Raw genomic sequence first — 13,213 nt, forward strand, 5'->3', positions numbered from 1 at the left:
CGCTGTCTACCGGCCCTGAACTATGTCCGAGGAAGAGGACCTGGCAAACAGCTGACAGACGCGCCGTGCGAAATCGAATCGCTCCTCTCGGCGCTTCAGGAACCGTAGGCGCTCCTGAAGCCCTTCACGTTGCCGAGTCCTGGGTACGTTCCGTCCTGCACAGGCCCACCGGTTCTGAATCCGTTGCTAAGCTGAACGCACTTCCGCCGACGGATCCAACGTGCGAGTTGCTGAAAGTGAGCGAATCCACCCTCAGGCCAAGGCGAAACCACAGGTCATGAAGGGTGCCCCCCGCCTACGTGGGGATAGCCCCTCGTCCCGGCTGCGCATCGCGGTCTCGCGGGAGTGCCCCCCGCCTACGTGGGGATAGCCCCATCGGCAACACCGCGAACGGGATGAGCAAGTCGTGCCCCCACCTATGTGGGGATAGCACCTGGTGCATGGCGGACCGCGACTCGGAGCCGGGGCCCCCGCCTACGTGGGGATAGCCCCTCGCCCGCGATTCCCTCCCTGATGGCGGCCGTGAGCCCCCCGCCCACGTGGGGATAGACCCGTCATCACGGCAGGATTCCCCTGCCAAGGGATGGGCCCCGCCCATGTGGGGATATGAAGCGGCCCCCCCACCAGAATCTGGCGCGGGGGCTGCTTTGCGCGTGTCCCCACATGGGCAGGGCTGTGGAGCTATAGGGCGTTAGCCAATGAGTCCACGTAAGGCTTATCCCCATGTGGGTGGGGTAGGGGTGTTCGCCGCTCTCTGAGGCGGTCGATGACACCAGTGAGTCCCCGCGTGGGCGGGTGGTCTGGTCAAGAGTCGCGTGTCATTGACCTATCCCCACGTGGGCGGGGTTGGAGCGCGGCCCACCATACACGTCTCGGATGTCGGACAGTTGGTGGTGGAGTCCGAGGGCTATCGGGTGAAGCCAGCGATGGGGTGATGGGTGAGGCCGATGGGGCCGCTGACGCAGGTTCCTGTGGTCGGGTCCAGGAGTGCGACGTGCTGGTCCCGGAGGGCGGGGTAGGGGACGGTCGGCCATGTCTCAGGATCGGGCAGCCGGTTCTGGCCGAACCAGTGTGCGGGCAGCGCTGCGGTGTTGAGGGCGAAGTCTGTTTGCTGGGCGCGGCGGACAGGTGTGTCGCCGAGCCGACGGCTGAGGTCTGCGGCTCGGGTCTTGTCGGGGGTGTAGGTGAGCGTGCCATCGGGGTGCCGGTAGAGGCAGAGAGCTTCGACGGACGGGTCGCCGAGGCGTGAGACGGCGCGCAGGCCGGTGATGCCTGTAGAGACGTCGTCGCCGTCGCCATGGGCGTGGCCGGAGACCAGGGCCTCGACTGTGGTCGGGGCGCGGCGCCGACGGCGGCTGTACGGGCGGAAGGAGCGAGCAGCGCACTGGGCGTGCTCGTCGGCGAGTTCTGCTTCCCAGTGGGTTCGGGTGCGGGTGAGGGCTTCCCCGAGGGGGCCGGGGGCGGTGACGGACGGCCCGTAGACGGCTTCGATGAGGGGGGAGGAGTCTGCGGGGGTGGTCATGGTGATTCGACCGTCAGGTTCGGTGAGCTGGGTGAGGGCATGCCAGGTGGCGAGGAGGGCGTAGGGGGCGTACACGAAGCCGTCGCTGTTTCCGAGAGGGCGGCCGCCCTCGTAGTCGGGCGGCTCGACGAAGGGCAGGCCGGTGGCGGGGTCGGGCTGGATGAGGACGCTCATCGCTGGCCTGGCGCACCAAGCGGCCCGGTGGGGGTCGTTGGGGGTGTGGCGGTGGACGCGGCCGCGGCGCTGGATGAGGAGGTCGATGGGGGCGAGGTCGGTGTAGATGCGGTCGAAGTCGATGTCGAGGGACTGCTCGACGACCTGGGTGGCGACGACGATCAGCCGGTGGGGCCGGTCCGGGTTCGGCTGGGTGCGGTCGGTTTCGTTGGGGCCGAGGAGTTCGCGGAGCCGGTCCTCGATGGGGAGCCGGTAGCGGGACATGCTGTGTCCGTGGAGGAGAAGGATCTCCTCGGGATTCCAGCCGTGGGTGCCGGCAGCGGCGTGGAGGGCATTGTGGAGCTGGCGGGCGGGTTCGACGCGGTTGCGGAGGATGACGGTGATCCCGCCGTCGGCGGCCTCGGTGAGGACGTGCTTGGCGAGCGCGGTGGTGCCTGGGTCCGTCATGAAGGTGACGTCAGTGGTGAGGGTGGGGAGTTCTTCGGATGAGCCGGTGCGGGTTACGGTGCCGGCGTTGTCGACGATGGTGATAGGGCCGCTGGTGGCGGTTTCGGCGGGGGTGGTGCGCAGGCCGGTGCACCAGGCGGTGGTGAGTGCTTCGCGGGCGCTGGTGGGCAGGGTGGCTGAGAGGATGATGACGGAGGCGCCGGCGTCGGCAAGCCACTCGATCATCGCGGCGAGCAGGCCCTGTTGGAACAGTTCGTAGGCGTGGGCTTCGTCGATGATGAGGACTTTGCAGGCTAGTCCGAACATGCGGAGCATCCAGTGCCGACTGCCCTGGGGGGCGAGGACTGCTTGGTCGACGGTGCCGGTTGCGAAGGGGGCGATCAGGCCGAGGCATCGCCGTAGGTACCAGGCGGTGAGGACGGCCGTGGAGCCGGACCTGGTCGGATCGGGGCAGGCCGTTGAGGCGGCGGCGTCGGTGAGGACGTCGAGGCGCTGCTGTGCGCGGGTTCGTCCGGCGTCGAGGAGTTGGTGGGTGAGGGGGCTGGCAGCGGCTGTGCCGTGGGCGAGCGCGAGGACCATTTCGTCTCGGCCAGTGGCGTGCTTGATGAACTCGCGGAGCTCGCGGCCGACCTGTGTGGTGGAGGCGCGGGTCGGCATCGCCATGTAGAGGCCCTGGTAGCCGCAGGTGACGGCGAGGTGGTGGGCGAGCCACAGGGCGAGGCGGGTCTTGCCGGAGCCGGTGTCGGTCTCGACCATGACGAACGCCTGCCCGCTGCTCGGCATGGCGGTCATGGCCGCAGCCTGGAACGGGCGGGGGCTGGTGCCGGGGAACAGGTCCGAGAACTCAGCGGGTTTGGCATCCCACGGGTACAGGTGGAGCTGCTGCGCGGCGTTGCGTGCCTGGGTGCGGGAGGCGGCCCACCACTGTGCAGTCGGGGTGGTGGGGGTGCGGTAGGTGAAGAGGGATTCGTCGGAGGCGATCCAGTCGGCGCAGATGACCAGGCCTGTGAAGATCGGCAGCACGGACGGGCGGACCGGGTTGATCAAGCCGGGAAGAGCGGTGAGGTCGACTTCGATGAGGTCGGCGAGGTCGTTGACGAGTTGGATGTAGACCGGCTGCCAGCGGGTGATGTCGGCGGCGGTCGCGGCGCGGTCGATGGTGTCCTGGTCGGGGATGTGGCCGTGGTGTCCGCCCAGGAGGGCGGCCACGGTGTGCAGGCCGGAGTGGCGTGGTCCGGTGCCGCCGCAGCTGTGGCAGGTGCAACCCAGGAGGCGGGGCAGGTGGGCGGCGGTGATGTGCTCGTGCCGGGCGTAGGGGGCGGTGCGTAGATCCTCGGGCAGCGGGAGCTCCACCGCACGGGCTTGCTGGAGCCAGGTGATGGCGGCCTCTTTGACGCGCGGGCTGCTGTAGCGGTTGGCGAAATCGCGGAGGAAGCAGGGCGAGCCCTTGCCGAGGTCGTGAAGGCCGGCGAGGAACATAAGCGTCTTGAGCGCGGCGGCTTGGCAGCCCTGCCCAAAGTCCTCGGCGAGACGCCCGCGTAATCCGGGCGGAATGATTTCCCACAGCACTTCCATGACGGCCGCCGTGTCGAGGGCGTGCGCGAGGAGCGGGTTCCAGGCGGGCCCGGTGGTGCGCTTGCTCTGGTCGGTCTTGGCCCAGATCAGGAAGTGACTGCGGTTCGGGCCGAGACCAGTCTCACGAATCGTCAACTCTGGTGACTCCTAGTTGTGTTAGCGTTCCGGCTCGACGGCATCCTAGAGCCGGTCTATATGACACGCGAGTCGTATCCGGCCGATCGTTGGAGAGGAGGTGATGCCGATGAAGTGGAGTCCACGGGATCAACCATGCGTGCCGGCACTGACACTCGACGGGTCGCCTGTCGAGCTGAACCTGATCGAGGTGTTCCGTCAGGCCGACCAGCTTGCGGCGGTGTACGGGCAGACGCCCGGTGAGACCGTCGCGATCACGGACTGGCTCCTTGGGCTGGCGTACGCGGCGGACTTCTATCCGGAGAACGCCACCGAGTGGCAGACCTGGGTGGAGACCCAGGAGCCGTTAGACGAGGTGGCTGACTGGCTTGAAGACCATGACGGGGTATGGGACCTGTTCGACCCGGTCGCCCCGCTCGGGCAGAACCCGGCCCTGCACCCGCACCTGGACCGGTTCGGCGTCGGCCCGGCGCAGCTGGTGCTGGAGCACGCCGGCGACTACAACCAGTTCTTCTCGCGCGAACACCTGCACAGCCCGACCGTGCTGCCTGCTGCGGCCGCGTGGCGGGCGATGCTCACCCAGCACGTGTACGCGATCGGCATGAAGGCGAAGATCAAGACGACGGAGATGGACTTCCCCGCCCCGTTCGGGAACCTGTCGTCGGGCCGACTGGTCAGCCGAGTCCGGGTTGTCGCCCGCCCGGCCTGGGAGGGAGCCACGTTCGGGGATCTGCTGCGCGTCAACCTCACCCCGAGCGGCCAGGATTCCGGCCACCTCAACCTCACCTGGCAGCAGCCGGCCGGGCCAGTGCGTCGGGACTTCACCCGCAAGGGCGCCGATCAGCCCCGTACTCCCACCGGACAGGCTGACCTCCACACGGTCCTCGGCCGGTCGATCGCCTTACGCCCGGCACCCCTGCCCGACGGCGCTCCGGGGGTCGACCGGGTCCTGGTCGGCGCGGGAGAGACCATCGGTGACCTGCCAGCGGTGTTTCTGCAGGACGCAGTCACCGTCGACAAGGGACTCCTGAAACCTTCCCTGACGCGGGACCTGTGGCGGGAGTCCCACGCCCTGTACGCGGCCGTCGCCGAGCGGGAGAAGGGCAGCGACCTGTACGGGCGGATCGCGCTCCTCCACGGACGCCGCATTCACCTGCTCGCGGTCGGCCTCCTGGCGACACAGGGCAAGCTCGTGTCCTGGGTCGCCGACGAGTACCCCTACGTGCCCGGGCGCGAGATCGAACTGCGGCACGCCGCCGAGCAGGGCTCGGCGATCTGTGAGCACGCTGCAAAGGGCCTCTACGCCGCCGCGGCCACCGCGCAGCTATACGTCTACCCGAACCCCAAGCCGGCAGACAAGCCCGGCCAGGTCGCTCGGTTCAACGGGGCGACGGAGATGTGGGGCGCGGCCGCCGCCCTGTTTCACACTCTGATGGACGACGTCGCCGACGGCACCACAGCTGTCGAAGCCCTCGCCGAGTTCGGCGCCGACCTCCGCCAGGTCGCGGTTGACGCTCTGGACGCGCGGCTCGCCACCTTGCCGACGGCGGGTAACGGGCTGGAAGCGCAGTCTCAGGCCCGCGCCCGTCTCATCGACTACCTGACCCAGCCCAAGGCCCCCGTGTACCTCAAGGACGCGTCGTGAGTGAAGCCCTCCAGCTGTTCACCCTCGAAGAGCCTGACCTCGTGCCCGCCCCGCAGCCGACCGCGTCGGCCACCGCGGCGACGTCAGCCCAGCAGCTCACCGGCTGGCTCTGCGGCCTCGTGGCCTCTCGTCAGTACGGCATGCTCGCCGACCTGCGCCGCTACCGCCCCGACAAGCTGACAGAAGCTCACCACCTCTCTGCCGGCTACGCCCCGGCCGAGGACCTCGAAGAGATCTACGTGTTCGTCGCGTTCCTCTTCGCCAAGTTCCACGCCGGGTCCTCAATCCCGTCGCCTGGCTACGGCGATTTCGGGGAAGCGATGCGGCGTATCGGCAGTGGCCGCACCAAGGGCCGGGAAGACCCCGGAGCACGCCGCCTCTTCGCCCAGATCAGCAACTCGGGCCGCATTCCCTGGCGGCATCTGATGCACGGTATCGGCCGGGCACGCTCCTGCCGGACCATCCCGCCGTCCTGGTCGCAGCTCGCCGACGACCTCACCCAGTGGACAGAACGGGGCCGCCCCACCGTCCGTGCCTGGGGCCGCAGCTTCTACGTGCCCGCCCACCTCCAGAAGAACAGGACCTCGAAGTGACCACCACGACCCTGGCCGCTGCTGACCTGATGACCGGCCCCCAGTACCTGAGCCTGCACCTCCTGGAGACGTTCGTCGCCGCCCTCCCCGTCCGCGATGAGAACGGCATGCCAAAGGAGATCGTTTACGGCGGCGACACCCGCACGATGATCACCTCCCAGGCCCAGAACCGGGCCCGCCGTACCTGGACCCGAGACCGGGCCAACGCCAGCACCGGGCACATGAGCAAGCACACCATGGGCCTGCGAACCCGCGAATGGGCCAAGCTCACCACCGGCGTTCTCGCCAAGGTCCACGGCTGGGAGTTGGAGAAGGCGCTCGTCACGGCGAAGGCCCTGCTGTCCGGCGTCGGCCTCAAGCTCGGCGACAAGCCGAACACCGCCGACCTGACCAAAGTCCTCGTCTACGCCCCGCAGAACACCGACCACGTACTCGCCCAGTTCATCGTCGATAACGCGGCCGAGGTCACCGCGTGGGTCGACGGCTGGGCCGCGGAGAAGGCTGCCGCCGACGCTGCCGCCGAGAAGAAGAAGGCCGCTGCGGCAGCCGCACGGAAGGCGAAGAAGAACGGCACCGCTGAAGCCCCCCCGGCCAGCGACGAGGCGGAGGAGAAGGACAGCAAGCTGCCCGTCCTGCCGCCCAAACTGCGCGCCGGCGTGCTGACCGCGCTCGCCCCCCGCGACGCCACCGATATCGCCATGTACGGACGGTTCCTCGCCGAGATCGCCGATTCACCGAACGTCGACGGAGCGATCCAGACCGGACATTCCTTCACCGTCCACGCCGCCCAGCACATCGACGACTTCTATGCCTCCGCCGACGATGCCAAGCTCGACCGGAAAACCAACCCCCGTGCCCAGGCCCACGCGATGGACTTCCTCGACACCGGAGACGACTCCGGCGCCGGTATGACCGGCTACCAGTCCCTGATCACCGGCACCTTCTACCGGCACTCCGCCCTCGACCGGTACAAGCTCCGCGCCAACCTCCTCGCCGCGGGCATGACCCCCGACCTCGTCGCCCAGCGTGCGAACGAGGCCGAAACCGAGTTCATCGAAGCGTTCGTCGAAGCCGTCCCCCGCGCGAAGAGGAACAGCACCGCCTCCGCAGGCACCCTGCCCAAGCTGGTCCTGGCCTTCGACGGCGACCGCCCCTTCAACTACGCCGGCGTGTTCGAACGGGCCATCGACGACACGGACCCCGAGCCGTCCGTCACCGCCGCCGCCCGCCTCCTCGACCAGCACACCCTCGTCCTGCGCAAGCGCGGCGGCATCTCCGAGGCCAAGATCTTCACCCTCGACCTCGACGTACAGCAGCTCATTGACAGCCGCGTGGCCGGCGGCACCCTGCCCGGCACCGAAGCCGACTCCCTGGAAGAGCTGACCGGCCAGTGACCGCCACCGTCCTGCTCCGGCTTGCCGGTCCCCTCCAGGCCTACGGGTCCGCGGCCCACTTCGATCGCCGCGACACCACCGAAAGGCCCACCAAGTCCGCCGTCATCGGCATGATTGCCGCAGCCCTCGGCCACGACCGCACCGAACCCCTCGGCCCCCTCGCGGAACTCCGCTACGGCGTTCGCGCGGACCGGCCCGGCGTCCCGGTCCGCGACTACCACATCGTCGGCGCCGGCCCCTACCCGCTGAGCCCCCGCGACCTCATTACCGACCCCAAGCGCGCAGAAGCCGCACAGGCCGCGATGGAGGCCGAGACCGGTCCCGCGTTCGGCTACCTCACCGGGAACAGCGTGCCCGCCTGGTACGGGGCACCCAAGGAAATCGCCCCCGACCCACAGACCGGCACTCTCATCTCGGGCAACCCACTCGGCCGAAACGGCATGATCACCACCCGCTGGTACCTCGCCGACGCCGCGTTCGTCGCCGCTGTTCAGCACGACGACCACGACCTCATCGACAGCATCACCCACGCACTCGACCACCCCAAGCGCCTCCTGTGGCTCGGCCGGAAGTCCTGCCCACCAACCGGCACCATCGCTGCCGGCACCCACCCCGGCACCGTCGAGGACACCCTCACCGCAGCCGCCCTCCTCCCCAACCACACCCACCCCCGCCCCTGGGCCTGGATCGACACCCCGCCCCACACCCTCGGCGGCCACAAGACCTACGACCAGCCGATCTCCTTCCACCCCGACCGCCGCTCCCACGCACCCCGCTGGGAAACCCGCACCCGCATCAACCCAACCGCCCGCATCGAATGGGACCTCATCCCGTGACCACCACCGAGTTCGTCACCACCCACCACGTCCTCCAGCTCGACGCCACACACCCCTTCGCCGCCCGGGCCCTCACCGACGCCCAGCAGATGCACCGCATCGTCATGAGCGGCTTCCGCGGCTGGGTCGCCGACGGCGACACCGAAGCCCGCTCGCAGATGGGCGTCCTGTCCACCTGGTCCGTCGACCTCCGCGCCAACGCCCTCGTCATCGTCGTCCAAGCTCGCGTAGCCGCCGACTGGACAGGGATCCCTCAGCGCGCCCTCACCGCCCGCCCCAAGACCATCAACGTCCAACAGACCATCCGGACCGGCGCCCACTTCAACCTGCGCACCGTGATCTGTCCGAACTCCGCCCAGGCCATAGGGGTCTCCGACGGCTCCGTACCCCGCAACTTCCGCCGACGCTCCGCAAACACCGCCGATGGCGCCCGCGCGTGGCTCACCGACCGCCTCCAACAGCCCGGACAGGACGCAACTGGCCCGAACGGCCTCCGCCGCATCGGCATCACCACGGACCTCACCACCCTCGGCGTCCGGATGCTGCCCCCGGCCGTCTCCAACCACCACAAGAACCTGCGGATCGCCCGCGCCGAATTCAAGGGCACCGTCACAGTCACGGACCCCCGCGCCTTCACCGACGCCCTCACCCACGGCATCGGCCGCAGCCGCGCCTACTCCGTCGGCCTGCTGCTCGCCCGCCCTGCCTAACCCTGCCGGGGGGTAGATGTCCTGCCCCCGTGCCAGCCCCTCGCCCCCCTGTAGCATCACCGCAGCAACACCGCCCACCCGCGTGGATACGAGCCCGACATGGACGACATGCCACCTGGGAGGACTTGAGCCCCAGCTCACGTGGGGATCGCTCCGTGGTCGAAACAACGGCCATGCCAGACTGGGAGCACCCCGCCTACGTGGGGATGAACCATACGCACAAATCGAACAGAGAATCCTTGCACAGCGCCTCGCCCATGCGGGGATGACTCGATGCTGGACCTGCCCACTCTCGTCACCACGCGTAACCCCACCTACGTGGGGATAATCCCTTCGGGCACTCCAAGGTACCCGGGAACGATCAGGATCCCCGCCTAAGTGGGGACCTACCCTGGTCGATGCCCAGCGCGAACATCCGTCGAGACACCCCATTCACGTGGGGATACTTCCATCGTGAACTAGCACACCGCGCCCGTCACGGTGCCCCCGCCCACGTGGGGATAGTCCCGTGCCGGCTGTCCTCGTCACCGCGCACGCCTAGTACCCGTCCGCCTACGTGGGGATAGCCCCTCCATGCCGCTGCCACGGTGAGCGATGTAGGCCGTGCCCCGCCTAGGTGGGGATGAACCAGAGTAATGGCGCGACTGCACCAACTTTGAGTGTTGCTCCCCGCACACGCGGGGGTGATCCGTGGATTGCTCATGGGCATCGCCAGGACGGGAGCTGCTCCCCACGCACGTGGGGATGAGCCCTGGGTCGGGACGACGCCGAATGACTTCAGCATCAGCCCCGCCCACGTGGGGATAGCCCATGGGTCCCGTATTCGTTGATGGTGTCCAGGAAGGTATCCCCGCCTGCGTGGGGATTGCCCCGACGAAGGGCCGATCCTCGGATATCTGACCGGGGCCCCGCCCACGTGGGGACAAGTCCTACGAGAACCCAGGGGCGATGGCTGCCGACGTCCGCCCCATACATGTGGGGATACAACCCGCGGTCGAATCTTTCAGTGACGCCGGGGACGCATAGGTGTGGTCGTCGCAGGCATGGGGGCCGTGGGCAGCGGACGTGTGCCCGGTTGGGGTGGCGCCGGGGGCGTATGGGTGGTGAGGTGGTCGGTGAGGTGGGCGAGGATGTCGGGGGGCACTGCAGAGGAGAGTGCGATGGCCCAGTTCGGGCGGTTGCGGTCGGTGCCGCCGATGACCGTCCAGGTGGGCAACACGCTGGTTGGGTTCTCCGCAGCGTAGGAATCGAGGTGCAGGCTGGAGCTGCCGTCGGGGGCCCGCCAGGCCGCGTACCGGTCATGGCCGGTCTGGGTCCATCCGGCCTCCAGCAGGGTGTGGGCGGCATCGACTGGCCGCGGGGCACCGCCGGTGGGCGGCACGCCCCACCATGGCTCGTTTGATGTGAGGCTCTCCAGCAGGACCTGGACGAGCGCGGAGGGTGTGGTGGGGCTGGCGGTTGCGTGCCAGAGGCGTGCGCCGACCGGGGAGTCGTAGACGGCGACCGTCCAGGCGACGTCCCTTCGGTGTCGGGCCTCGTGGTCGAACTCGACGCGCATGGTCAGGGATTCGTGGCAGGCGACGGTGGTCTCGTCCGACCAGGTCCTCACTTTCCACCAGTCGGGGTTGTTCTCGAAGAAGGATTCCAGTAGCGCCTCGCCGACGCGCCGGTCGGCTGTGTGAACCCCGGCAGCAGGAGGGGTCTCGTGCACCGTGGCCTGGCTGTCGTGGTCGACGGGAGCGCGGTGCCGGGCGAGTGGGGTGTGGGCTGCGGCTGCGGCGCGTTCGGTGTCGGTGGCGGGTGCGGGTCCTGGGCGTACGGCGACGGAGTGGAGGCGGTGGAACTCGGCGACGGCTTCGGCTTCGTCGTCGTACACGAGGGCGAACTGCCGTAGGTGGTACTCGCCGTGGACGTGGACGCTGTGGCCGTCGGTGTAGGTGCCCACAGCGACGGTGGTCCATCCGTCGTGGGCGTGGAGGTGTTCCCTACGATCCGGGTGTCTCACGAGACGTCGGCTCACGAAGGAAGCTCGAATCTTGGACGTGGCGCGAGGGAGCGAGGACCCGGTGTGCCCTGGTGGACCTGTTCGGACTCTCGGTCTCCACCGCGGTCGGCTACGTGGCGGCCGCACACCCCTCCCGCTGCCCACGCGTTTAGCAACTTATAGCCCACAGCCTTGGTGCGGCTTCCCCTGCTGATGCCGTGTAACTCGGACGTCTGTGTAGACCTTCGGGTTCCAGGCGAAGTACGCGATTTCCTGCGCGTAGGCAACCAGGAAGCCCACGTTGGTACACGCGATTCGCCTCCCCTGATAAGGCAATTGGGAGCACCACACAAGCTGGCCAGTGATGAGGTTCCAGGCAGTGATTGTTAGGTCGTGGCTGGTGGTGATGGCGACGGGGGTCCCGTCGGGCCGAGTCGCGGTGGCGACGGCGTTTACTGGGCCGGTGTGGCCGGTGAGCTCGTGCAGTTGGGTGCCTGTGGTCAGGTTCCACACGATCGCCGTGTGGTCGGCGCTGGTGGTGATGGCCAGAGGAGTGCTGTCGGGCAGCGCGGCAGTGGCGACGGCGTTTACTGGGCCGGTGTGGCCGGTGAGCTCGTGCAGTTGGGTGCCTGTGGTCAGGTTCCACACGATCGCCGTGTGGTCGGCGCTGGTGGTGACGGCCACAGGAGTGCCGTCGGGCAGCGCAGCAGTGGCGACTGTGAACACCATGCTGGAATGGCAGTCGAGGGAGTGCAGTTGGGTGCCCCTGGCCAGGTCCCACACAATCGCGGTCCGGTCGGTGCTGGCGGTGATAGCCACAGGAGTGCTGTCGGGCAGCGCAGCGGTGGCGACGGCGTTTACTGGGCCGGTGTGGCCGGTGAGCTCGTGCAGTTGGGTGCCTGTGGTCAGGTTCCACACGATCGCCGTGTGGTCGGCGCTGGTGGTGATGGCCAGAGGAGTGCTGTCGGGCAGCGCAGCAGTGGCGACGGCGTTTACTGGGCCGCTGTGGCCGGTGAGCTCGTGTAGCTGGGTGCCGGCGGTCAGATCCCACACGATCACGGTGTGGCGGACACCAGTGGTGATGACGAGGGGGGTGCCGTCAGCTCGGGCTGTGGTGGCGAGGGCGTTCAGGCTGCTGGGGTTGGGGAGGGTGTCTAGTTGGATTCCGGTGGCCAGGTCCCGCACAATCGCAGTGCGGTCGTGACTGGCGGTGATCGCGAGGTGGGCGCCTTCGGGACGAGTCGCGGTGGCCACGGTTTGCACCAAGCCGTTATGGCCGGTGAGGGTGCGCAGCGCAGTGCTGGCGGTCAGGTTCCACACGATCGCGGTGTGATCGTCGCTGGTGGTGATGGCCAGAGGAGTGCCGTCGGGCAGCGCAGCAGTGGCGACAGCGTTTACCGGGCCGTTGTGGCCGGAGAGGATGTCCAGTCGGGATCCGGTGGCCAGATCCCACATGACCACGGTGTGATCAGCGCGGGTAGTGATGGCGATGAGGGTCCGGTCAGGCCGAGCTGCGGTGGCAATGGGGGTCGCTAGACTGATGTGGCCGGTGAGCCCGTGCAGTTTGGCGCCGGTGGCCAGGTCCCAGACGGTCGGGGTGCCGTCGTAGCTGGTCGTGATGGCGATGGGGGTGCCGTCGGGCTGAGCCGCGGTGGCAACGGTTTTCACCCAGCGTGTAGGCATGCTGAGCTCGTGCAGTTGTGTGCCTGTGGTCAGGTTCCACACGATCGCCGTGTAGTCGTCACTGGTGGTGATGGCCAGAGGAGTGCCTTCGGGTAGCGCAGCAGTGGCCACGGCGACTACTGGGCCGGTGTGGCCGGTGAGCTCGTGCAGTTGGGTGCCTGTGGCCAAGTCCCAGACGGTCGCGGTGCCCTCGGCGCTGGTGGTGATGGCAATGGGTGTGCGGTCGGGCCGAGTTGCGGTGGCAATGGGGGTCGCCAGACTGGTGTGGCCGGTGAGCTCGTGCAGTTGGGTGCCGGTGGTCAGGTCCCAGACGGTCGCGGTGCCGCTGTGGTTGGTGGTGATGGCGACGGGGGTGCCGTCGGGCAGGGTTGCTGTGGTGACGCCCTTCGTAGTGTCGGTGTGGCTTGTGAGGGTGTGCAGTGAGCCTTCGCCAACTTGAAGTAGCAGGTCAAAGGGCTGGTGTGACCGGTCCGCGGGGTACTCGTGCTGGTCGTGGGCGGGAGTCCGTGTAGAAG

Annotated in this window: 8 protein-coding genes; 5 read left to right on the forward strand and 3 right to left on the reverse strand. The window is 68.4% G+C overall.

The genetic code is table 11. The features are described 5' to 3' along the window. Positions 1–907: 907 nt before the first annotated feature. Positions 908–3,853, reverse strand: coding sequence for a CRISPR-associated helicase Cas3' (gene cas3 / locus ACZ518_RS32270; protein WP_469116564.1), 2,946 nt, complete (start codon positions 3,851–3,853; stop codon positions 908–910). Between the two features lie 139 nt (positions 3,854–3,992). On the opposite strand from cas3, the gene ACZ518_RS32275 reads away from it, so the two are divergent. Genes ACZ518_RS32275 through ACZ518_RS32295 form a run of 5 tightly spaced genes read left to right on the forward strand, consistent with a single transcriptional unit; the run spans position 3,993 to position 9,031 of the window. After that, positions 3,993–5,498 carry a type I-E CRISPR-associated protein Cse1/CasA gene (locus ACZ518_RS32275; RefSeq protein WP_469116565.1) on the forward strand — a complete coding sequence of 502 codons (1,506 nt, stop codon included), beginning with the start codon at positions 3,993–3,995 and terminating at the stop codon, positions 5,496–5,498. Next, positions 5,495–6,091, forward strand: a complete 597-nt coding sequence (gene casB / locus ACZ518_RS32280) for a type I-E CRISPR-associated protein Cse2/CasB (protein ID WP_469116566.1) — start codon at positions 5,495–5,497, stop codon at positions 6,089–6,091. Before ACZ518_RS32275 ends, casB begins: the two co-directional genes overlap by 4 nt. Next, a complete protein-coding gene (locus ACZ518_RS32285; protein WP_469116567.1) occupies positions 6,088–7,485 on the forward strand; it encodes a type I-E CRISPR-associated protein Cas7/Cse4/CasC in 1,398 nt (465 codons plus the stop codon). The genes casB and ACZ518_RS32285 overlap by 4 nt, the downstream gene beginning before the upstream one ends. Next, positions 7,482–8,321 carry a type I-E CRISPR-associated protein Cas5/CasD gene (gene cas5e, locus ACZ518_RS32290; RefSeq protein WP_469116568.1) on the forward strand — a complete coding sequence of 280 codons (840 nt, stop codon included), beginning with the start codon at positions 7,482–7,484 and terminating at the stop codon, positions 8,319–8,321. The genes ACZ518_RS32285 and cas5e overlap by 4 nt, the downstream gene beginning before the upstream one ends. Beyond that, on the forward strand, positions 8,318–9,031 hold the full coding sequence (locus tag ACZ518_RS32295; protein ID WP_469116569.1) for a type I-E CRISPR-associated protein Cas6/Cse3/CasE: 714 nt from the start codon (positions 8,318–8,320) through the stop codon (positions 9,029–9,031). Before cas5e ends, ACZ518_RS32295 begins: the two co-directional genes overlap by 4 nt. A 1,003-nt stretch (positions 9,032–10,034) precedes the next feature. On the opposite strand, the gene ACZ518_RS32300 is transcribed toward ACZ518_RS32295, so the two are convergent. Continuing rightward, a complete protein-coding gene (locus tag ACZ518_RS32300) occupies positions 10,035–10,976 on the reverse strand; it encodes an SPDY domain-containing protein (protein WP_469116570.1) in 942 nt (313 codons plus the stop codon). Between the two features lie 216 nt (positions 10,977–11,192). Further along, positions 11,193–13,213: WD40 repeat domain-containing protein (locus ACZ518_RS32305; RefSeq protein ID WP_469116571.1), on the reverse strand; the 2,021-nt coding region annotated here is incomplete at its 5' end.

The sequence above is a fragment of the Streptomyces sp. NPDC033966 genome, from assembly GCF_055575955.1.